Here is a 20,799-nt window from a genome sequence, read left to right as displayed (position 1 = left end):
GCCTAGGAGCGACACGACCCATGCCCCTCCCCGCACCCCCCGCGGCCCTCGACGATTCCCCCGCGGCACGCAAGCGCGAGCAGCGCGGCTGGTATCTCTACGACTGGGCCAACTCCGCCTTCTACACCACGGTCATCTCCGTCTTCCTCGGCCCGTACCTGATCTCGGTGGCCACGACCGCCGCCTGCGCCAAGGACTTCCCCACCGTCCCGGCCGCCGAGTGCGCGGAGCGGTTCGACTCGCTGGTCACCGACCAGCTCGGCTTCGTCAGCGTCCTGGGCGCCGACATCCGGCCGGCGGCCATCTGGGGGCTCGCCACCACCGTCGCGGTGCTCCTGCAGATCGTGTTCCTGCCCATCGCGGGCGCGCTGGCCGACCACACCGGCCGCAAGCGCGAGCTGCTGGGCGGCTTCGCCTACGCGGGCGCGCTGGCCGTCTTGGGCCTGTTCTTCCTCGACGGCGACCGCTACATGCTGGGCCTGGTGCTGTTCGTCCTGGCCAACCTCGCCTACGGCTGCTCGGTGGTCGTCTACGACTCGTTCCTGCCGCAGATCTCCGCCCCGCAGGAACGCGACCGCGTCTCCGCCCAGGGCTGGGCCATCGGCTACATCGGCGGCGGCCTGCTGCTGGCGCTCAACCTGGCGCTCTACCTCAACCACGACGCGCTGGGCCTGAGCACCAGCGAGTCGGTGCGCATCAGCCTGATGTCGTCGGGGCTGTGGTGGGCGATCTTCACCGTCGTCCCGCTCCTGCGGCTGCGCAACCGGCCGGTGCCGCCGCACGAGACCACCGCGCTCGGCTCGGTGACCGGCAGCTTCCGCCAGCTCGGCCGCACCCTGAAGGAGCTGCGGCGATACCCGCTGACGCTGCTGCTCCTGGTGGCGTATCTGATCTACAACGACGGCATCCAGACCGTCATCGGGCACAGCGCGGCCTTCGCCTCGCAGGCGCTGAAGCTCGGGACGGAGATTCAGATCATCACCATTCTGATGGTGCAGTTCGCGGCGTTCTTCGGCGCGCTGCTGCTGGGCCGGCTGGCCCGCGTGTTCGGCACCAAGCGCACGGTGCTGGCCAGCCTGGTCGTGTGGACGGGGATCGTCATCGCGGCCCTGCTGGTGCAGGAGCGGGCGGTGCTGCAGTTCATGCTGATGGCGCTGGCCATCGCCCTGGTGCTGGGCGGCACGCAGGCGCTGTCGCGGTCGCTGTTCTCCCAGGTGATCCCCAAGGGCAGGGAGGCGGAGTACTTCGGGCTGCTGCAGATCAGCGACAAGGGGTCGGCGTTCATCGGCAACCTGACGATCACGCTCGCCCTGACGCTCACCAACAACTACCGCATCGCCATCGTGTCCCTGATCGTCTTCTTCGTGCTCGGGTTCGTGCTGCTGGCCCTCACGAACGTGCCCAAGGCCATCAGGGACGCGGGCAACGAGGTGCCGGACAAGATCTGATCAGGCCGGCGCGGCCAGCAGCATCGTGCCCGGCCCCTGGGCCGCGCCGGGGCCGGCCACGGCCGTCACCGTCTCGGCGGTGGCCTCGCCGCCGCAGTGCGGGCAGGTGACCACCGGGGTGAACGTCTCGCCGCAGGAGTGCACCAGCAGCGCGGGCGGCCCGCCGGGCGGCGTGGACCAGCGGTCGCCCCAGGCCATCAGCGTCATCAGGGCGGGCACGACGTCCCTGCCCGCCTCCGTGAGGACGTACTCATGGCGGACGGGGCGCTGCTGGTACGGCCGCCGCTCCACCACGCCCGCCGCGACCAGGTGCTCCAGGCGGCGGGTCAGGAGGTTGCGCGAGATGCCGAGGTCCTCCGCGAGGTCGTCGAACCTGCGCAGGCCGAGGAACAGGTCGCGCAGGATGAGCGGGGTCCAGGGCTCGGCGAGGACGCCGACGGCCTGGGCGATGGAGCAGTGCATCTCACCGAACCTGTTCACGCACCCAGAATAGTGGGTTGATAAAGTGAACTCATGACAGTTCACATTCAGGACTCACCTGTCCGGGCGTACCGCGAGGCCGGCGAGGCCCACGATCTCGACGCGCTCATGGCGACGCTCGCCGAGGACGTGACCTTCCGGTCGCCGCTCAGCGCCACGGCCTCCTTCCAAGGCAAGGAGCAGGTGCGGGAGCTGTTCTCGGTCGTGTTCGGCGTCCTGGCGGGACTGCGGTACGAGAGCGACCTCGGCGACGAGCGGACGCGCATGCTCACGGCGACGGCGCGGCTGGGGCGGCAGGAAGTTCACGAGGCGACCCTGGTCGCGCTGGACGGCGACGGGCTGGTCGAGGAGATCACCATGTGGATCCGGCCGCTGCCCGCACTGACGGCGATGATGGCCGCGCTCGGCCCCGCTTGGCCAGGGCCACCGGCAAGCCGGGGCTTCCGCTGCTGGTGTCCGCGGCCGTCAAGCCGCTGGCCACGATGACCCGCCTCGGCGACCGCACCCTGGTCCCGCTCCTGACCCGCCGCCCCCGCGCATAGACGCCGCGGGCCTGGCGTCGTCCGAGGCATTCGGCGAGGCGCGGTCATCGCTCCAGATCGAGAGCACCGCTCTTGACTTTACCGTCCCGCCCGAGAGAGCATTGCTCTCACAATAGAGCAAAGCACTCTCCAAGGAGCGCCGATGTCCTCCCGCCTCACCTCGGCCGCCTTCGCGGCCTGCGGCATCCTGTTCCTCCTCTACCCGGCGATCCGCCCGTGGGGCGACGATGCCGCGGCGATGGCCTCCACCGCCTGGGTCGCCGGGCACGCCGCCGCGATGTTCGGCTTCGTCCTGCTCGGCCTGGCCGTGCTCGGCCTGCACCGGCTGCTCGGCGACCGGCTGTCGGTGCGTGCGGCCGTGATGACGTGGATCGGCGCAGGCCTGACGCTGCCGTACTACGGCGCGGAGGATTTCGGGCTCAACGTGATCGCCCAGCGCTCGCTGCGCGACGGGGCGCCCGCGCTGATGGAGCTGGCGGAGCAGTTCAGGTACGGGCCGGTCGCGCTCACCATGTTCGCCTCCGGGCTGCTGCTCCTGGCCGCCGGCACGATCATGGCGGCGGTCGCGGTGTGGCGCTCCGGCACGTTGCCCCGGTGGAGCGGCACGGCGCTGGCCCTCGGATTCGCGCTCTTCATTCCGCAGTTCTTCGGGCCGTATCCGCTGCGGATCGCGCACGGCGCGCTCATCATGATCGGCGGCCTCTGGCTCGCGGTGGCGGTCACACGGCGTGACCAGCACGCACTCTCGGAGCACGACGGCCGCCGAACCCCGGAAACACGGCCGGATTCGGCAATCGCGTGAAGAACCGAGGCCCTAAGCGAGATTGGATCACCCCGCGGGTGGGAATCCCATCACGGTACCAAGCGTTAGACACCGTGGGAGACAGACCCCCCACGCAAGGGGGCCCTGTAGGAGGCATTTAAACATGGGCGAGCGCGCGCTTCGTGGCACCCGGCTCGGGGCAACCAGCTACGAGAACGACCGTAACACGGATCTGGCCCCACGCCAGGAGGTGTCCTACACCTGTCCTAAGGGCCATCGCTTCGAGGTTCCGCTTGCCGCCGAGGCCGAGATCCCCGCGACCTGGGAGTGCCGCATGTGCGGCGCGACGGCGGTACGCGTGGACGGCGAGCAGCCGGAGTCGAAGAAGACCAAGCCGCCGCGGACACACTGGGACATGCTCCTGGAGCGGCGGTCCATCGAAGACCTTGAGGAGGTGCTCAACGAGCGGCTCGCGGTTCTGCGGGCCCAGCGTCGTAAGAGCGCCTGACCTCCTCTCACGGTGAAACCCCCGGGCTGAGCGGCCCGGGGGTTCATTTTCTGCCCGATTCCCGCCCGAGGACGGCGGACCGGCGCACAGAACGAATGCCCGCGGCGGTGCGCCCTGCCTCCAGCCGCCATCGTCCAGTGCGCAGTGGCCGCAGGCGCCCGGACGGGCCGTCTGAGCGCCCCGCACGGGGTGAGGGCACCGAGCGAGCGCTACGGCTGCGAATGCCGGGACGGCGGAAGCTGCGATGGCTGTCGGGGCCGAGGAGCGGAGGATGGGGTTAGTCGCGGTCCTCGCGGATGACCTCGCCGTGCACGACACGGCCGCCGTGCGGGGCGTCGGCGCCGGGCTGCGGCGGGAAGAGGTTCGCGTACGGCGAGGCGGCCGCCAGCTTCTTGACCCTGCGCTCGAAGAACCACGCGCCCAGGCGGCGCATCAACGGCCGGGTGAACGGCAGCACGCACAAGAACCCGACCACGTCGGTGAAGAACCCCGGGGTCAGCAGCAGCGCCCCGCCCACCAGCACCAGGCCGCCGTCGGCCAGCTCGCGGTTGGGCATCCGGCCGGACTGCAGCGCCTCCTGCAGCGCCCGCCAGGCCCGGCGCCCCTCACGGCGCACGATCCACGCGCCCAGCAGGCTGTCGGCGATCAGCACGGCCACGGTCGCGGGCCCGCCGATCACGGAGCCGACCTGGATCAGCAGCCAGATCTCCAGGACGGGGACGACCAGGAAGGCCAGGAAGAGCAGGAGCCGCATCGTTTCCTCGATTCCGCACACGCGCGTACGCCAGGAACAACGCCCGGAGCGCCGCGAGCGTTCCTCTCCGCGCCTATCCGTGCTCGCCTTTGCGGCGCAGGCGCTTGGGCAGGCCGGTGATGCCCCACAGGCCAATCCGCCACAGCGCCTCGGACATGACCTTGCCGCTCATCTTGCTCTTGCCCACCGTCCGCTCCACGAACGTGATCGGCACCTCCACCACCCGCAGCCCGTGCCGGGAGGTGCGCAGCGTCAGGTCGACCTGGAAGCAGTAGCCCTGCGACTCCACGCCCGACAGGCCCACCTTCTCCAGCGTGGCGGCGCGGTAGGCGCGGAACCCGGCGGTCGCGTCGCGCACCGGCAGGCCGAGCATGACGCGCGTGTAGACGTTGGCCCCCTTGGACAGCAGCTCCCGCCGGTGCGGCCAGTTGACGATCTTGCCGCCGGGCACGTACCGCGACCCGATCGCCAGGTCGGCGCCGTCGGCCAGCGCCTCCAGCAGCTTGGGCAGCTCCTCCGGCTGGTGTGAGCCGTCGGCGTCCATCTCCACCAGCACGTCGTAGCCCGCGTCCAGCCCCCAGCGGAAGCCGGCGATGTAGGCCGCGCCGAGGCCCTGCTTGCCGGGCCGGTGCAGCACGTGCACGTGGTCGTCGGCGGCGGCCAGCTCGTCGGCGACCTCGCCGGTGCCGTCGGGGCTGTTGTCGTCGGCCACGAGCAGGTGGGCGTCTGGCACCGCGGCGCGGACCCGCCCGACGATCAGGGGCAGGTTGTCGCGCTCGTTGTAGGTCGGGACGACGACGAGCACCCGGCCGAGAGTCTCCATGATCAGTCGCTCCTCACCCGGTCGCCTCGCCGCCTGCCACCCCATGCGGCGACTCCGACGGCCATCGCTCCCATCGTCATCAATGCCCACTCAGGCAGCGCCCCCACCTTGGTGGCGAGCGTTTCCTGGGTGCGTACGGGCACCTTCACCACGTTCATGTCCGCGACCAGTTCGCGAGTCTGCCAGGAGACCTTACCGTCAGGCGTGACGTATGCCGAGATCCCCGTGGTGGCGGCGGTCACCACGGCCCTGTTGTGCTCGACGGCGCGCAGCTGCGACATCGCCAGCTGCTGCGGCGGCAGGTTGGACAGGGCGTAGCTGGCGTTGTTGGTCTGCACCACGAGCGGAGTGCCGCCGGCGCGCACGGTGCCGCGCACGGTGCCGTCGTAGGCCACCTCGTAGCAGTTGACCGCGCCGATCGTCACCGGCCCCAGCTTCAGGTCCCCCGGCTTGGTGCCGGCGACCGACTGCCTGCCGACCAGGCTCGCCCGCTCCCACAGGGCCAGCACGATCTCCTTGAACGGGGTGTACTCGCCGAACGGCACGAGGTTCTGCTTGTCGTAATAAGCGCCCGGGCCTGTCACCGGGTCCCACACCAGGCTGCGGGTGGCGCGCTCGTCGTCGCCGATCGCCACGACGGCGCCGACGAGCGTGGGCACGCCGACGTCGCGTACGGAGTCCTGGATGATCTGGCGGGCGAACTCGTCGCTGTAGGGATCGATGTCGGTGGAGTTCTCCGGCAGCACGACGATGTCCGGTTTGGGGAGCTTGCCCTCACGTACGGCCTGGGCCAGGCGTTTGGTCTCGTTGGCGTGGTTCTTCAGCACGACGGCGGGCTCGTCGCCGAGGGCGTACATGCCCCGGCCGGGGACGTTGCCCTGCACGATGCCGATGTTGACGCTGCGGCCCTCGTCGCCCGGCCGCGGGATCGCCAGGGTGAGCAGGGGCACGGCCAGCGCCGCCGCCACCGGCACCGCCCTGTGCCAGCCACGGCTCCGTACGAGGACGGCGTGGGCCAGCAACGCGCCGCACAGGGCGACGGCGAACGACACCAGCGGCGCGCCGCCGAGCGCGGCGTATTCGGTGAACAGCGACTCGCCCTGGCTGAAGGCCACCCGCGCCCACGGGAACCCGCCGATGGGCACCAGGCCGCGGGCCCACTCCATGGCCACCCACAGGCAGCCGAACCAGACCGGCCATCCGGGGAGCCGGAACACGAGCGCGGCCAGGGCGGCCATGGCGGCGTAGAACAGGCTCTCGACGCCGACCAGCATGAACCAGACGTCGTCGCCGATGGTGCGCACCCAGGCGAGGGCGGGGAACAGGAACACCGCGGCGCCGAGGTAGCCGAGCCAGGCGGCCCGTCCGGGGCGGGCGCCGTAGAGGGAGCCGGTGATCAGGGCGATGCCGAGGGGGGCGCACAGCCACCAGCCGAGCGGCGGGAATGACAGGAACAACGCGATCCCGCCGGCCACGGCCGCCGCCGCCCGCGCGACCACCGTCTTCCGCGACTCCCGCCCGGACCCGTCACCTGCGGTCCGGGGCGCGGGCGGCGCATCGCCGCCACCGGCCAGTGGCGCGGCCACACCGCCCGACACCTCGTCCTCAGCCGCCGCCCTGCCCGACACCTCGTCCCCAGCCGCCGCCGCCGTGTCGGATGCCTGCACGACCTCCGCAGGCGACGTGCCAAGGATAGGCGCGGTCTTCGCAGGCGGCGTGTCTGACACGGACGGCGTGGCGGACCCCGATGTGCCGTCACCCTCCGGCGCGCCGGATGCGGACGTCGACGGCCTGTCGGCGGGCGGCGCGTCAGGCGCGGACCCAGCCGCCTGTCCTGTGCCGGCGGCGGACGTCGGCGGCTCGGGCGTGAAAGGGCCGGGCAGGGCGGGCTCGGGAAGCAGGCCATCGGCGGCGGGCGACAGGCCGGAGGGCGTGCGCGGCGCACCGTCCGAGCCGCGGCCCGTTGTGGGCGGTAGGCTCGTTCTGTCCTGAACCACTCCGGGATCTCCTCGCCACCTCGAACGCCTGCTTGCGAAAACGCTACCGCCCCAGGGCCGCGCTCATGCCAGCGCGGGCCGTGGAAGATCAGATTAGGGCGTTCGGAAGAGGGAGACGAACGAGCGCGGCAGGGTGATCCCGCGACCGGCGGGACCACCCGGCGCACTGCCGGTCCTGCGCACGAGAGCGGGAAGAGGGCCCGGAAACCCTTCGGACCGGACCCGTCTCGTCGGCGGCGAGCGCGGAATTCCGTTGTCTACTGGGCTCCCGGGCCCGTCCCGGGTCCAACCCCCCGCCCGGTTGGGGTGCCCCGACTCGACGGACCGACGGCCCTGCACCTGGCTGTGTGGACGAAGCCACGCTCCGTCACGGACGCAGGATCCGGCGATGTCAGAGACGGCCAACCGGCCAAGTCCCGTGCTGGACTGCGCAGCAAACTACCGACTCCACCTCAGATGTCAACCGTGTCCCGATCAGCAGAAACATCAAGTTTCCGCAGGTAGGACATGCGCGACCGCCTGCCGCAAAGCAGATCAAAGCCCATTTGCGGGAGCCGTCGAGCGGCTTGGCAAGCCCTCGAGGGCAGGCGACAGCGGCCGCTCGTGGACGACGCCGAGCCGTTGTGTGGCGCGGGTAAGAGCAACATACAGGTCGCTGGGCCCCCGTGGCGACTGGGCGGCGATGAGGTCGGGCTCGGCCACGATCACGGAGTCGAACTCCAGCCCCTTGGCGTCGGTCACCCCCATGACGGCCACCGGCGCGTCCAGGGCCTCGGCCCCCTTCGACCGCCCCGCCCCGGGCTCGACCACCACCGCGCCGGCCACGGCCGCCACGACCTGCGATCCCAGCTGCGGCAGCAGCGCGTCGGGCACCACGACGGCGACCTTGCCGCCCTCGCCGACCTCGGCCTTGGCCAGCTCGGGCAGCGCCGACAGCGGCGCCGACCACGGCTCCACGCCGAGCTCGCGCACGGACGCCGGAGCCTCCAGCGCGGGGTCGATGGTGGCCAGCACGCGGGCGGCCACCGCCATCAGCTCGACCGGGGTGCGGTAGTTGACGGTGAGCCGCTCCTGGCGCCAGCGCCCGGCGACGTACGGGTCGAGGACCTCCGCCCACGACCGAGCCCCGGCCGCCGAGCCGGTCTGGGCGATGTCGCCGACGATCGTCATCGACCGGGTGGGGCAGCGGCGCATGACCGCCCGCCAGGCCATCGGCGACAGCTCCTGCGCCTCGTCCACGATCACGTGACCGTAGGCCCAGGTGCGGTCGGCGGCGGCACGCTCCGCGGTGGTCAGATAGGGCCCCTCGCCGCGCTGGCGCTCGGCCAGCCGCTCGGCCTCCATGACGTCGGACAGGCCCGTCAGCTCCAGCACCTCGCGGGCGTAGGCGAGCTCGGCCTCCCGCTGGTGCTCCTCGGCCTGGCGGGCGGCGGCCAGCTCCTCCTCGGCCTGCAGGGCGCTGGCGCGCAGCACCTGCTCGTCGATCTCACCGAGCAGCTCGGCGGCCTCGTCCAGCAGCGGCACGTCGGACTCGGTCCACTCGCCGAGGCGAGCGCCGTCCCGCCGCAGCAGGGCGCGCTCCTCCGGGCTCAGGGCGGAGGCCGCGTACGCGAGCCGCTCCGGCGAGCCGTACAGGCCGAGCAGCAGCCGCTGCGGCGTCAGGTACGGCCACAGCCGGTTGAGCGCGGCCTTGACCACCGGCTCGGTACGCAGCTCCTCGCGCAGGTCGGCCAGCTCCTCCTCGTCGATGAGCCCCTTGCCGATCTTGCGGGCCTGCTGCCTGGCCAGCGCGTTGAGCAGCGACCTGACGAACACGGCGCGGGCCTGGTTGTGCGGGCGGCGCGAGCGGGCGGCCTTGTTCTTCGCCGCCTCGAGCATGGAGCGGTCGACGGTGAGCGTGACGCGGCCGACGGTGAGCTCGATGGGCTGGCGCGGCACCTTCTGCCGGTCGCGCACGGCCTTGGCGATCACGTCGGCCATGCGCAGGTCGCCCTTGAGCGCGGCCACCTCGGGCCGTTCCCTGACGGTGGCGGTCACCCCGGGGTACAGCTCGCCGACCGTGGACAGCAGCACGTCGGTCTCGCCGAGCGAGGGCAGGACCTGCTCGATGTAGCGCAGGAAGGTGAGGTTGGGGCCGAGGATGAGCACGCCGCGGCGCTCCAGCCGCTCCCGGTGGGTGTAGAGGAGGTAGGCGGCGCGGTGCAGGGCCACGACGGTCTTGCCGGTGCCGGGGCCGCCCTGGACGACCAGGACACCGCGCAGGTCGCTGCGGATGACGCGGTCCTGCTCGCCCTGGATGGTGGCGACGATGTCGCGCATGCGCCCGGTGCGCTGCTCGTCGAGCGCGGCCAGGAGCGCGGCCTCGCCGTTGAGCGTGGCGCGGTCGTCGTCGCTGAGCGAGTCGAGGTCGAGCAGGTCGTCGTCGACGCCGACGACCGTGCGGCCCTTGGTCTGCAGGTGGCGTCGCCGGGTGACGCCCATCGGGGCGGCCGGGGTGGCGCGGTAGAACGGCTGCGCCACCGGGGCGCGCCAGTCGATGAGCAGGCGCCGCTGGTCGTCGTCGGTGAGGCCGAGCTTGCCGATGTAGAGCCGGCCCTCCTCGACGTGATCCAGCCGTCCGAAAACCAGGCCGCGCTCGACCGCCCACAGCCGCGCGAGCCGGGCGGCGTACATGTCGGCGAAGGTGTCGCGCTCGGACCTGTTCTGCATCGTGCCGACGGCGCCCGTGGCCAGCACCTCCTTGAGCTGGTGCTGGGTGCGCTCGCGCAGCGTGTCGAGGCGGTCGTAGAGCCGCGTGACGTACGTCTGCTCCCTGGCGAGCTCCGTTTGACGAGTTGCCGCCTGACCATTAATGTGGTTAATGGGACACTCCGGGCCATTCTGCTTGTTGTTACGACAAACGACGACATTAGCATGCCTGTTGAGGTACTCCGCTCGCTTTCCTCCTTTCCATGAGCCATTCCATGGCATTCGGTTACGTCTTCGTTTCACCCCTTGACCATCTCCACCGAGCCTCCCTATGGTCATCCCGAGTTAGGAAAGTTTCCTAACTGCAAGTGAAGGAGACACCGTGAGCGGTCCGGTGCCGGGGACACCCAGTCTGCTACGCGCCATCAACGATCGCGCCGCATTGCAGGCCCTCCTCGAACGCGGCCCGCTGACGCGCCCCGAGATCGGCGCGCTCACCGGCCTGTCCAAGCCGACGGCCTCCCAGCTCCTCGCCCGCCTGCAGGAGGCGGGGCTGGTGGTGCTCGACGGCATCAGGGAGGGCCTGCCCGGGCGTACGGCGGAGGTCTACCGGATCAACCCGGCGGCGGCGTACGTGGGCGCGCTCGACGTCACCCCCGACCGCATCGAGGCCAAGATCGCCGACATCACCGGCACGATCGTCGGCGAGCACACCCTGCCGACGCCGCGCCGCCCCCACGGCGAGCTCGTCGACCGGCTCAACACGGCGCTGCTGGGCGCGGACCCGCCCGACAAGCTGCGCCGGGTCGTGATCGGCGTGCAGGCCGCCATCGACCCGACCACCGGCCGGCTCGGGTACGCCGCCGCCAAGGACGTGCCCGGCTGGCAGATCCCCGACCTGGTGCCCACCCTCAGCGCCGGGCTGGGCGTGCCGGTCGACGTCGAGAACAACGTCAACCTCGTCGCGCTCGCCGAACAGGCGCACGGCGCCGCCCAGGACAGCCAGGACTTCGTGCTGCTGTGGGCGGACGAGGGCATCGGCTCGGCCGTCGTCCTGGGCGGGCGCATCCACCGGGGCGCGACCGGCGGCGCGGGCGAGGTGGGCTACATGCCCACCCCGGGCGCGCCGACGGCCCGCGAGGCCGGCCGCTACGCCAACCACGGCTACCAGGCGCTCGCCGGCGGCCCGTACGTGCTCAAACTGCTGCGCTCGTACGGCGTGCGCGGCGCCGACTTCCGCCAGGCCGTCGCCAACGCCGTGCGCACGGCCGCGGGCACCGGACAGAAGGCCGACGACGCCAGGGCCGGGCTGCGCGACATCGCCGCCCGCCTGGCCGTGGGCCTGGCCGCCATCACCTCCGTCGTCGACCCCGGACTCATCGTGCTGACCGGCGGCGTGGTGCTGTCCGGCGGCGAGACCCTGCGCGAGCTCGTCGAGCACGAGCTGCACGCGCTCACCATTCCGCGACCCCGCGTGCGCCTGTCGAGCGTCGAGGGCAACCCGGTCCTGGCCGGCGCGCTCGACCTCGCCCTCGACACCGTGCGCGAGGAGGTCTTCAGCTCAACCGTTCCCACCTGATCCCAGGCAGGAGGCACCCCCCGTGCGCTTCGTCCCCCTGGCGGTCGCCGCGGCCCTTCTCGGCTCCGCGCTGACCGCCTGCACCGCAGGCAAGGAGGCCGGGCCGTCGCTCGGCGCCCAGCCCAAACCCTCAGGATCCGCCTCGCAGGCCCTCCCGGCCGCCACGATCGAGCTGTGGCACGGCTTCTCCACCGACGCCGAGGTCAAGGCGTTCGAGGACGCGATCGCCGGGTTCAACAAGAAGTTCCCCCAGATCACCGTCAAAGCCACCAAGGGCGTGCAGGACGACCAGATCACCCAGGCCATCCGCGGCGGCAACGCCCCCGACGTCGCCGCCTCGTTCACGACCGACAACGTCGCACAATGGTGCAGGTCGGGAGCGTTCCAGGACCTCACGCCGGTGATCGAGCAGGACGGCATCGATGTGTCGGTGCTTCCGGCAGTGGCACGTTCCTACACCGCCTTCGAGGGCAAGCAGTGCACGCTGCCGCTGCTCGCCGACGCCTACGGCCTCTACTACAACAAGGCGCTCATGAAGGGCGAGCAGCCGCCCAAAACGCTCGGCGAGCTGACGGAGCTGGCCAAGAAGCTCACCGTCAGGGACGCGAACGGCGACATCAAGGTGGCCGGCTTCATCCCGAGCGTGCAGTACTACGAGAACAGCCCGAGCCACCTCGGCCCCATGGTGGGCGCCAAGTGGTACAACGACGACGGCACCTCGGCCATCGGCTCCGACCCGGCCTGGAAGCAGCTGCTGACCTGGCAGAAGGAGCTGGTCGACTGGTTCGGCTACGCCAAGCTCGACAAGTTCCGCAAGAGCCTGGGCGACGAGTGGAGCGCCGAGCACCCGTTCTACCACGGCAAGGTGGCCATGATCCTGGACGGCGAGTGGCGCAACGCCATGATCGCCAACGACGCCAAGGGCCTTGACTACGGCACCGCTCCCCTGCCCGTCGCCGACGACAAGCCCGACCTGTACGGCAGCGGCTTCACCGCCGGCACCGTGATCGGCGTGCCGAAGGGCGCCAAGCACCCGCAGCACGCCTGGGAGCTGATCAAGTATCTGACCACCGACACCACGTCGCTGGTGACGCTGTCGAACGCGCTGCGCAACGTCCCCACCACCAAGGCGTCGATGGAGTCGCCCGACCTGGCCAAGGACGACAACTTCAAGACGTTCCTCGACATCTTCGCCCACCCGAAGACCACGACTCTGCCGGCGACTGTGAACAGCGTCTTCAACCAGGAGGTCATGAGCCAGTTCATGACCAAGTGGGAGAAGGGCTCGGTGACGGACCTGGACGCCGGGCTCAAGGACGTCGACAAGCAGATCAACGACAAGCTCAAGCTGTCCGGAGGCTGATCGTGACCTCCCTCCCCGCCGCGCCGCCGCGATGGCGGCGCGGCGAGGGCCTGCGCGCCCTCGCCTGGCTGTCGCCGTGGATCGCCGGCGTGTCGATCTTCTTCATCTACCCGCTGATCTCCACGGTGTACTTCTCCTTCCACCGCTACGACATGTACACCCTCGAGTTCATCGGCCTGGACAACTACCGCTACCTGTTCCAGGACGCGCGCGTGGCGGCGTCGGCGAGGAACACGCTGTGGCTGGTGGCCTTCATGGTCCCGGCGACCGTGCTGTTCTCCCTCGCCCTCGCCCAGCTGGTGATCCGGCTGAAGGCGGGTGTGAGCCTGCTGCGCACGATCTTCTACCTGCCGTCGCTGGTGCCGATGACCGCGGGCACGATCACGTTCGTGTTCCTGCTGAACCCGGCCACCGGGCCGGTGAACCACCTGCTGTCCCTGATCGGCATCCGCGGCCCCGACTGGTTCGGGGACCCGGCCTGGTCCAAGCCGAGCCTGACGCTGCTGGGGTTGTGGGGCTGCGGCCAGCTCATGGTGATCTTCATGGCGGCGCTGCTCGACGTGCCCCGGCATCTGTACGAGGCCGCCGCCATCGACGGCGCGGGCCCCTGGCGGCAGTTCCGCAGCGTCACGTTGCCGACGATCGCGCCGGTGCTGATGTTCGCCCTGGTCACGAATGTCATCTACGCCCTGCAGTACTTCTCCCAGGCCATGATCGCCTCCCGGGTCGCCCAGGGCTCGACCGACTCGCCCGGCAGCAGCTTCAGCCCCGGCTACCCGGACGAGTCGCTGCTCACGCTGCCGCAGTGGCTGTTCCAGGTGGGCTTCCGCGACTACTCCATGGGGTACGCGTGCGTGCTGGCGCTGCTGCTGTTCGGCACCTCGATGATCTTCACGTTGATCCTGCTGCGGCAGTTCCGCCGGGCGGAGGAGGCCTCATGAGCGCCACGATCACCGCCCCCACGCCGCAGGCCCTCGCCCGGCACGCGCGCCGCCGTGGGACCGGCGCCCGCAGGCGCAGGCTGCTGCTGTGGATCGCCACGCACGCGCTGGCCGTCGCGCTGGCGCTGATGTTCCTGGCGCCGGTGGGGTTCATCGCGCTGACCGCGCTGATGACCGATCAGCAGGCGCTGACCAGCGAGCTGTGGCCGCGGAGCTGGAACTGGGACAACTTCGCCGAGGTGTTCGAGAAGTCGCGGCTGCTGCGGTGGGCGGCGAACACGCTGCTGTACGCGGGCCTGGGCACCCTGTTCACGCTGGTGTCGTCGGTGCCGGTGGCGTACGCGCTGGCCAGGTTCCGGTTCCGGGGCCGGCGGGCGGCCTTCCTCGTGGTGATCTCCACGATGATGCTGCCGCCGCAGGTCGTGGCGGTGCCGATCTATCTGGTGTGGGCACGGCTGGGGCTGACCGACAGCCTGTGGCCGCTGATCCTGCCGCTGCTGCTCGGGGACGCGTTCTCCATCTTCCTGCTGCGCCAGTTCCTGGTGACGATCCCGCGCGACTACACCGACGCGGCCAAGGTGGACGGCTGCTCGGACTTCCGGACCCTGGTCAGGGTGGTGTTGCCGATGGCGCGGCCGGCGATCGCGGCGGTGGCCCTGTTCCAGTTCTTCTACTGCTGGAACGATTACTACGGGCCGCTGCTGTACGCCGGCGTCGAGCAGGAGAATCTGACGCTGTCGCTCGGGCTGGCGACGTTCAAGGCGTTCCACAGCGTGCAGTGGAACCTCACCATGGCCGCCACCCTCCTGGTGACGGCACCGGTGATCATCGTGTTCTTCTTCGCCCAGAAGGTGTTCATCGAGGGCGTGACATTGACGGGAGTGAAGGGTTGAAACTGGCCGTGGTCGGGGGCGGCTCGACGTACACGCCGGAGCTGGTCGACGGGTTCGCGCGGCTGCGCGAGGAGTTGCCGGTGACGGAGATCGCCCTCATCGATCCCGACGCCGCGCGGCTCGGCCTGGTGGCCGGGGTGTCGCGGCGCATGCTGGCGCACGCCGGGCATCCGGCGCGGGTGGTGGCCACCTCGTCGGTGGCCGAGGGCGTGGCGGGGGCGCAGGTGGTGCTGTTCCAGCTCAGGGTGGGCGGTCAGGCCGCCCGCGAGCTGGACGAGACGGTGCCGCTGCGGTGCGGCTGCGTGGGGCAGGAGACGACGGGCGCGGGCGGGCTGGCCAAGGCGCTGCGCACGGTCCCGGTCGTGCTGGAGATCGCCTCGCTCGTACGGGAGCACGCGCCGGACGCCTGGATCGTGGACTTCACCAACCCCGTCGGCATCGTCACCCGGGCGCTGCTCGACGCCGGGCACCGGGCGATCGGGCTGTGCAACGTCGCGATCGGCTTCCAGCGCCGCTTCGCCGCCTGGCTCGGCGCCGACCCGTCGCGGGTGTCGCTCGGCCACGTCGGGCTCAACCATCTGACCTGGGAGCGCGCCGTCTACCTGGACGGCGAGGACGTGCTCCCCGCCCTGCTCGCCGAGCACGGCCAGGAGATCGCCGACAGCCTCGGTCTGCGGCCGGGGCTGCTGGAGCGCCTCGGCGTGGTGCCGTCCTACTACCTGCGCTACTTCTACGCGCACGACGCGGTGGTGCGCGAGCAGCGCACGAAACCGTCGCGGGCGGCCGAGGTGGCGGGGATGGAGGCGCGGCTGCTGGAGATGTACGCCGACCCGTCCGTGGTCACCAAGCCGGAGCTGCTGTCGCAGCGGGGCGGCGCCTTCTACTCGGAGGCGGCGGTGGCGCTGATCGCCTCACTGCTCGGCGACCGGGGCGACACCCAGGTGGTGAACGTCCGCAACGGCGGCACGCTGCCGTTCCTGGACGACGCGGCGGTCATCGAGGTGCCGGCGGCGGTCGGCGCCGGCGGGGCCGTGCCGCTGCCCGTGCCCGCCGTCGAGCCGCTGTACGCCGGGTTGATCGCGCACGTGTCCGCGTACGAGACGCTCGCCCTGGAGGCGGCCCTGCACGGGGGCGCGGACCGCGTGCGCGACGCCCTGCTCGCCCATCCGCTGATCGGGCAGGACGAACCGGCCGAGGAGCTGACGCGGCTGCTGCTGGAGGCGGGAGGCGAGCACCTGCCGTGGACGGTGGGCGAGTGACGCGTTCCAGGGTCGCCCTGGCCGTGGACGGCGGCAACAGCAAGACGGACGTGGTGCTGCTGTCGGCGGACGGCGAGGTGCTGGGGACGGGCCGCGCGGGGCCGTTCGCGCCGCAGTCGGAGGGGGTGGCGGCGGCCGTGGGCGTGGTGGAGGCCGCCGTCGCGGCGCTCGGCGGGGTGCCCGAGGGCGGGTTCGGCCATGTGTCGGCCTGCCTGGCCGGGGCGGACCTGCCCGTGGAGGAGGCGGCGCTCGCCAAGGAGTTCACCGACAGGGGGTTCGGCGGGGACGTGGCCGTGCGCAACGACACGTTCGCGCTGCTGCGGGCGGGCGCGTCCGCCCCCTGGGGGGTGGCCGTCGTATGCGGGGCGGGCATCAACGCGGTCGGCGTCTCCCCCGACGGCGCGGTGGCCCGGTTCCCGGCGCTCGGCCGCCTCAGCGGGGACTGGGGCGGCGGGCACGGGCTGGCGGAGGAGGCGCTGTGGCACGCCGTCCGGGCCGAGGACGGCCGGGGCGTCCCGACGGCGCTGGCCGGCCTGATCACCGCCCGATTCGGCACGCGAAGCGTCGAGGAGCTGGTGCTGGAGATCCATTTCGGGCGGGTGGGCGAGGGGCGGCTGCACGAGCTGGTGCCCGGCGTGTTCGCGGTGGCCTCCGCCGGGGACGCGGTGGCGCGGTCGCTGGTGGAGCGGCAGGCCGAGGAGGTGGCGGTGCTGGCCGAGGTCTGCCTGCGCCGGCTCGGCCTGCTGGACACGCCGGTCGAGGTGGTGCTGGGCGGCGGCCTGCTGACGGCCCGGGATCCGCTGCTGACGTCGCTGCTGGACGCGGAGTTCGCGCTGCGGGCGCCGCGGGCCGAGCTCGTGGTGGCCGACGTGCCCCCGGTCATGGGCGCCGCCCTGCTCGCCCTCGACCACCTCGGCGCCCACGAGTCCGCCAAGACCCGCCTCCGCGCCCACTACGCCCCAGCGGGCGCTCCCTGACCGCTTGCCGGGCTCGCCTGCATGCGGGGCCGTCGCAGGCTCCGCCGGCGCGGGCGTGCGCCGTGCCGTGGGATGCCATGGCGGGCCGGCCGGCGCACCCACGCCTGCCGTGCCCGGCCCCGCCACGCCACCGGAGCTGGGGGCGGTGCCGTCGGTCGCATGCCGGCTGGCGGTGGGCGCGCTCGTGATCGTCAGGCGGGGGTGTCGCGGAGGAGGCGGGCGCGGCTGTTGGACAGATGGACGCGGGCGGCGGCGCGGGCCGCATCCGGGTCCTGGCGTTCGATCGCGGTGTAGATGTTGTCGTGTTCGGCCACGATCCTGGCGAAGTCCTCCCGCCCGGGCTGGAGCCGGTCGCGCGGCATGATGATCATCGACGGGCCCAGGGAGGCGAGCAGGTCGGCGTAGTACCGGTTGCCGGTGGCCAGGGCGATCCGCAGGTGGAAGCGGTAGTCGGCGTTGACCGCCGCGCTCGGGTGCCCCGCGGCCGACTCGAAGCTCTCCAGGGCCTCCCGCAGCCCCGTCAGCCCGGGGCCGGTGCGCCGGGCGGCGGCCAGGCCGGCGGACTCGACCTCGACCCCCATGCGGAAGTCGATCAGGTCGAGCACCTCCTGCCGGGTCCTGGCCGGCGCGGGGTCGAACCCGGTCGTGCTCGGGCGGGCCAGCACGAAGCTGCCCCGCCCGTGCTGGGTCTCGATCAGCCCGGCCGCCTTGAGCCGCGCGACGGCCTCGCGCACGACGGTCCTGCTCACGCCGTACGTCTCCACCAGGTCGCTCTCGGTCGGCAGCCGCTCCCCCGGCCTTATCACGCCTTCCTGGATGCGCGCGGTCAGCGTGTCGACGAGCTGCTGGGTGCGGCTGGTCACGTCTCGTACCGCTCCGCGGTCCACTTGACCGCCTGCTCGCTCATCGTGACGCCGAGCCCCGGCCTCCGCGGCACGAGCATGCGCCCGTCGCGGATCTCCAGCCGCTCGTTGAACAGCGGCTCCAGCCACTCGAAGTGCTCCACCCACGGCTCCATCGCGTAGGCGGCGGCCAGGTGGAGGTGGATCTCCATGGCGAAGTGCGGCGCCAGCTGCAGCCGCTCGTGCTCGGCGAGGGCGGCCAGCCGCACGAAGGGGGTGATGCCGCCGATGCGCGGGGCGTCCGGCTGGATGATGTCCGCGCCGCTGGCCCTGATGAGCTCGGCGTGCTCGGCGACGCTGGTCAGCATCTCGCCGGTGGCGATCGGCGTGTCGAGGGCGGCGGCCAGGGCCGCGTGGCCGCTGTGGTCGTAGGCGTCCAGCGGCTCCTCGATCCACACGAGGCCGTACTCCTCCAGCGCCCGCCCCATCCGGGCGGCGGTCGGCCGGTCCCACTGCTGGTTGGCGTCGACCATGAGCGGCACCGCGTCGCCTAGGTGCTCGCGTACGGCCTTCACCCTGGCCAGGTCCGCCCGGGTGTCGGGCTGGCCGACTTTGATCTTGATGCCGGCGATGCCGCGCTCCAGCGCCGCCGTGGCGTTGTCGAGCACCTGCTCGATGGGCGCGTGCAGGAATCCGCCCGAGGTGTTGTAGCAGCGTACGGAGTCGCGGTGGGCCCCCAGCAGCTTGGCCAGCGGCAGGCCCGCGCGCTTGGCCTTCATGTCCCACAGCGCGATGTCGAGCGCGGCGATGGCCTGGACCGCCAGCCCGCTGCGCCCCACCGACGCGCCCGCCCAGCACAGCTTGTCCCACAGCCGGGCGATGTCGTTCGGGTCCTCGCCGACCAGGTCATTGGCGATCTCCTTCGCGTGCGCGTACTGGCCGGGGCCGCCGGCGCGCTTGGAGTAGCCGAACCCGATGCCCTCGTGGCCCTGCTCGGTGCCGATCTCGGCGAACAGGAACGCGATCTCGGTCATCGGCCGCTGCCGCCCGGTGAGCACTTTGGCGTCGCTGACGGGCGTGTCGAGCGGGAGGTAGACGGAGGACAGGCGCACCCAGGCGATACGATCCGCGGAAGTCATCATGATGACATCGTATGTCGTCGTACAACCCAGGCGCCAGCCGCGACCGCGGCGGCCGCGGCGTAGGCGGCGGTGCCGAACGGTGTCAGGTACGCGGCGGCCCCCGCCAGGGCGACGCCGAGCCACTCCGCGCGGCCGTCGAGGGCCGCCAGTGCGACGACCAGGAGCGCGTACCACGAGTAGCCGGGGGTCAGGACGAGGAAGGCCACCCCGGTCAGCACGAGCGCGCCGCGCCAGGGGCGTTCCGGGTCGCCGTGCCTGAGGACGTGGAGCAGGACGAGGGTGAGGACGGCGAGGGCGGCGGGCAGGGCCCAGGAGTCGGGCAGCAGCCAGCGCAGCAGCGCGTACCGGTCGCGGGCCCCGGCCTCGTCGTAGCCCTCCTCGGTCAGGTAGCCGGACAGGTAGCCGAGGACCGACCCCCTCGAGGCGAGGATGTACGGCAGGTAGGCGAGGGCCACCACGAGGCCGGCCGGGACCAGCGTCCACAGGGCGCGGCGGGCCGCCCGCACGCTCGACAGGGCGCCCGACAGCGCGCCGGGCACCACCACGACGGGCACCAGCTTGACCGCGACCGCCGCGCCGAGCAGCGCCCCCTGGCCGACGGATCTGCGCCGGGCGAGGCCGAGCCCTGGACGGGCGGCGCCGAGCGTGCCGCGCCCGGCGCCGAGCCCGCGCCGGGCGGTGCCGAGGGCCAGCACCACGGCGGCCACCGCGAGCATGTCCACGTGGGCGTTGTTGACGGCCTCCATCGGGACGGCGGGGCACCACGCCCAGTACGCCGCCTGCCGGACGTCGCGCCGGCGCAGCAGGAGGAGCAGCGCGGCCGTGGTGCCCGCGGCCAGCAGCGCGCCGGACACCTGCAGCGGCTTGTGCCGCGCCCCCTCGGGCGAGAGCCGGTCGACGAGGAGGAAGTACGCCTCCGCCAGCGGCGGGTAGATCGTGTGGACGGTGGGCCGGTTGATCCTCGTGCACGCCCCCTCGATCGGGTAGAGGCGGCCCTGCCGGCAGTCGGGGAAGAGCCACGGGTCGCGCAGGTGGGCGAGGGCGGGGTCGGCCGGGGCGTGGTCGTACGGGGAGAGGCCGGCGGACTGGACGCGCCCGTCCCAGGCGTACCGGAAGGAGTCCGTGCTGGTGGCCGGCGGACCGAGCAGGCCGGTGGCGATCGCGGCCAGGCTCCCCGCCATCACGAGCCGCCTGGCCGCCGGTCCCGGCACGCCGCGCAGCGCCCACACCGCGGCGCCGAACAGCGCCCAGGCGGCGGCGTACCACCAGAACAGCCCGTCGGGAGCGGCGCGGAAGACGACGGCGAGGACGGCCACCTGGGCGGCGAGCAGCGCCGCCGCCAGGCCCGCGCGGCGTCCGGGGCGCACCGATGACACCTCCGGCGGCCGGGCGACCGTCGAGGAGCGGGACCGTGGTGCGGCGTTCATGGTGTGCAGCGTGGCATCGCGCGGCGGCCAGGAGGCGGCTGCGGCCCATTCCGTCCGCACTTCGTAAGAGGTGCGGACGCTCATGATGCGCACGCGGCGGGGTCACGCGCGACGTCTCCTGGGCGAGTCCCGCGGTCGCGCCTGGTGCCGGCGATCCCGCCATCGGCCGCATCGGCGGTGCGGTCACCCGTGATGCAGGCGAGCCCTCATCGGCCCGGCCCCATTTCGCGCGTCCCGCTTCGTCGCAGGCCGGCCGCCACGAGACGCGCGTCCCTGTCCCTTCCTCCTCATCAGAGGCCTCCGCCGAAGTGCGGTGGGCAGGGAGGAAGCGGCGGTCAGGCACGGTGACGCGCGGAAACGGGGCCGGCGGTGC

The 20,799-nt window shown here is 72.2% G+C and carries 18 protein-coding genes; 10 read left to right on the top strand and 8 right to left on the bottom strand.

Annotated elements, in window-relative coordinates; genetic code table 11:
• Nucleotides 1-20: 20 nt before the first annotated feature.
• Entirely contained in the window at nt 21-1,448 is a 1,428-nt protein-coding gene (locus ID574_RS50935; RefSeq protein ID WP_188196312.1) for an MFS transporter, read from the top strand.
• Here the strand turns inward: ID574_RS50935 and ID574_RS50930 are convergent, their stop codons facing one another.
• Nucleotides 1,449-1,928 (bottom strand): winged helix-turn-helix transcriptional regulator, encoded by a 480-nt coding sequence (locus ID574_RS50930; protein WP_223167931.1) that lies wholly within the window; start codon nt 1,926-1,928, stop codon nt 1,449-1,451. It abuts the gene before it with no gap.
• Nucleotides 1,929-1,961: 33 nt separating this feature from the next.
• Here ID574_RS50930 and ID574_RS50925 point away from each other — a divergent pair, with 33 nt between their 5' ends.
• From ID574_RS50925 to ID574_RS50915, 3 genes are all read left to right on the top strand, one after another.
• Entirely contained in the window at nt 1,962-2,414 is a 453-nt protein-coding gene (locus tag ID574_RS50925) for a nuclear transport factor 2 family protein (RefSeq protein WP_188196311.1), read from the top strand.
• Nucleotides 2,415-2,612: 198 nt separating this feature from the next.
• Nucleotides 2,613-3,272 (top strand): hypothetical protein, encoded by a 660-nt coding sequence (locus tag ID574_RS50920; RefSeq protein WP_188196310.1) that lies wholly within the window; start codon nt 2,613-2,615, stop codon nt 3,270-3,272.
• A 124-nt stretch (nt 3,273-3,396) separates the two neighbouring features.
• Entirely contained in the window at nt 3,397-3,741 is a 345-nt protein-coding gene (locus ID574_RS50915; protein WP_043625492.1) for an RNA polymerase-binding protein RbpA, read from the top strand.
• A 277-nt stretch (nt 3,742-4,018) separates the two neighbouring features.
• Here the strand turns inward: ID574_RS50915 and ID574_RS50910 are convergent, their stop codons facing one another.
• The 4 genes from ID574_RS50910 to ID574_RS50895 form a co-directional block, all read right to left on the bottom strand.
• On the bottom strand, nt 4,019-4,495 hold the full coding sequence (locus ID574_RS50910) for an FxsA family protein (protein ID WP_188196309.1): 477 nt from the start codon (nt 4,493-4,495) through the stop codon (nt 4,019-4,021).
• 73 nt (nt 4,496-4,568) lie between these two features.
• On the bottom strand, nt 4,569-5,318 hold the full coding sequence (locus ID574_RS50905; protein ID WP_188196308.1) for a polyprenol monophosphomannose synthase: 750 nt from the start codon (nt 5,316-5,318) through the stop codon (nt 4,569-4,571).
• A gap of 2 nt (nt 5,319-5,320) precedes the next feature.
• Nucleotides 5,321-6,985 (bottom strand): apolipoprotein N-acyltransferase, encoded by a 1,665-nt coding sequence (gene lnt / locus ID574_RS50900; protein WP_223167930.1) that lies wholly within the window; start codon nt 6,983-6,985, stop codon nt 5,321-5,323.
• An 864-nt stretch (nt 6,986-7,849) separates the two neighbouring features.
• Nucleotides 7,850-10,051, bottom strand: a complete 2,202-nt coding sequence (locus ID574_RS50895) for a HelD family protein (protein WP_223167929.1) — start codon at nt 10,049-10,051, stop codon at nt 7,850-7,852.
• Nucleotides 10,052-10,385: 334 nt separating this feature from the next.
• Between ID574_RS50895 and ID574_RS50890 the strand changes: the two genes are divergently transcribed.
• From ID574_RS50890 to ID574_RS50865, 6 genes are read left to right on the top strand one after another with little or no spacing between them, the layout of a single operon-like run.
• Nucleotides 10,386-11,582 carry an ROK family transcriptional regulator gene (locus tag ID574_RS50890; protein ID WP_188196307.1) on the top strand — a complete coding sequence of 399 codons (1,197 nt, stop codon included), beginning with the start codon at nt 10,386-10,388 and terminating at the stop codon, nt 11,580-11,582.
• A gap of 22 nt (nt 11,583-11,604) precedes the next feature.
• On the top strand, nt 11,605-12,945 hold the full coding sequence (locus ID574_RS50885) for an ABC transporter substrate-binding protein (protein WP_188196306.1): 1,341 nt from the start codon (nt 11,605-11,607) through the stop codon (nt 12,943-12,945).
• A gap of 2 nt (nt 12,946-12,947) precedes the next feature.
• Nucleotides 12,948-13,886, top strand: coding sequence for a carbohydrate ABC transporter permease (locus ID574_RS50880; RefSeq protein WP_223167928.1), 939 nt, complete (start codon nt 12,948-12,950; stop codon nt 13,884-13,886).
• Nucleotides 13,883-14,779, top strand: coding sequence for a carbohydrate ABC transporter permease (locus ID574_RS50875; RefSeq protein ID WP_188196305.1), 897 nt, complete (start codon nt 13,883-13,885; stop codon nt 14,777-14,779). The genes ID574_RS50880 and ID574_RS50875 overlap by 4 nt, the downstream gene beginning before the upstream one ends.
• Nucleotides 14,776-16,038 carry a 6-phospho-beta-glucosidase gene (locus tag ID574_RS50870; protein ID WP_188196304.1) on the top strand — a complete coding sequence of 421 codons (1,263 nt, stop codon included), beginning with the start codon at nt 14,776-14,778 and terminating at the stop codon, nt 16,036-16,038. The genes ID574_RS50875 and ID574_RS50870 overlap by 4 nt, the downstream gene beginning before the upstream one ends.
• On the top strand, nt 16,035-17,015 hold the full coding sequence (locus ID574_RS50865) for an N-acetylglucosamine kinase (RefSeq protein ID WP_188196303.1): 981 nt from the start codon (nt 16,035-16,037) through the stop codon (nt 17,013-17,015). Before ID574_RS50870 ends, ID574_RS50865 begins: the two co-directional genes overlap by 4 nt.
• A gap of 191 nt (nt 17,016-17,206) precedes the next feature.
• On the opposite strand, the gene ID574_RS50860 is transcribed toward ID574_RS50865, so the two are convergent.
• From ID574_RS50860 to ID574_RS50850, 3 genes are read right to left on the bottom strand one after another with little or no spacing between them, the layout of a single operon-like run.
• Nucleotides 17,207-17,878 carry a FadR/GntR family transcriptional regulator gene (locus tag ID574_RS50860; RefSeq protein WP_188196302.1) on the bottom strand — a complete coding sequence of 224 codons (672 nt, stop codon included), beginning with the start codon at nt 17,876-17,878 and terminating at the stop codon, nt 17,207-17,209.
• Nucleotides 17,875-18,999, bottom strand: coding sequence for an L-talarate/galactarate dehydratase (locus ID574_RS50855; RefSeq protein ID WP_188196301.1), 1,125 nt, complete (start codon nt 18,997-18,999; stop codon nt 17,875-17,877). Before ID574_RS50855 ends, ID574_RS50860 begins: the two co-directional genes overlap by 4 nt.
• Nucleotides 18,996-20,426, bottom strand: a complete 1,431-nt coding sequence (locus ID574_RS50850; protein WP_188196391.1) for a glycosyltransferase 87 family protein — start codon at nt 20,424-20,426, stop codon at nt 18,996-18,998. Before ID574_RS50850 ends, ID574_RS50855 begins: the two co-directional genes overlap by 4 nt.
• Nucleotides 20,427-20,799: the final 373 nt, after the last annotated feature.

Source organism: Nonomuraea sp. SYSU D8015 (genome assembly GCF_008065375.1).
GTDB lineage: Bacteria > Actinomycetota > Actinomycetes > Streptosporangiales > Streptosporangiaceae > Nonomuraea.
This window is presented reverse-complemented; position numbering and strand designations above follow the sequence as displayed.

What these genes read in the sequence shown, in the direction of transcription:
- ID574_RS50915 (WP_043625492.1), top strand. Translation starts at nt 3,397, where the DNA reads ATGGGCGAGCGCGCGCTTCGTGGCACCCGGCTCGGGGCAACCAGCTAC.
- ID574_RS50850 (WP_188196391.1), bottom strand. Translation starts at nt 20,426, where the DNA reads ATGAACGCCGCACCACGGTCCCGCTCCTCGACGGTCGCCCGGCCGCCG.
- ID574_RS50875 (WP_188196305.1), top strand. Translation starts at nt 13,883, where the DNA reads ATGAGCGCCACGATCACCGCCCCCACGCCGCAGGCCCTCGCCCGGCAC.
- ID574_RS50910 (WP_188196309.1), bottom strand. Translation starts at nt 4,495, where the DNA reads ATGCGGCTCCTGCTCTTCCTGGCCTTCCTGGTCGTCCCCGTCCTGGAG.
- ID574_RS50920 (WP_188196310.1), top strand. Translation starts at nt 2,613, where the DNA reads ATGTCCTCCCGCCTCACCTCGGCCGCCTTCGCGGCCTGCGGCATCCTG.
- ID574_RS50905 (WP_188196308.1), bottom strand. Translation starts at nt 5,318, where the DNA reads ATGGAGACTCTCGGCCGGGTGCTCGTCGTCGTCCCGACCTACAACGAG.
- ID574_RS50855 (WP_188196301.1), bottom strand. Translation starts at nt 18,999, where the DNA reads ATGATGACTTCCGCGGATCGTATCGCCTGGGTGCGCCTGTCCTCCGTC.
- ID574_RS50935 (WP_188196312.1), top strand. Translation starts at nt 21, where the DNA reads ATGCCCCTCCCCGCACCCCCCGCGGCCCTCGACGATTCCCCCGCGGCA.
- ID574_RS50925 (WP_188196311.1), top strand. Translation starts at nt 1,962, where the DNA reads ATGACAGTTCACATTCAGGACTCACCTGTCCGGGCGTACCGCGAGGCC.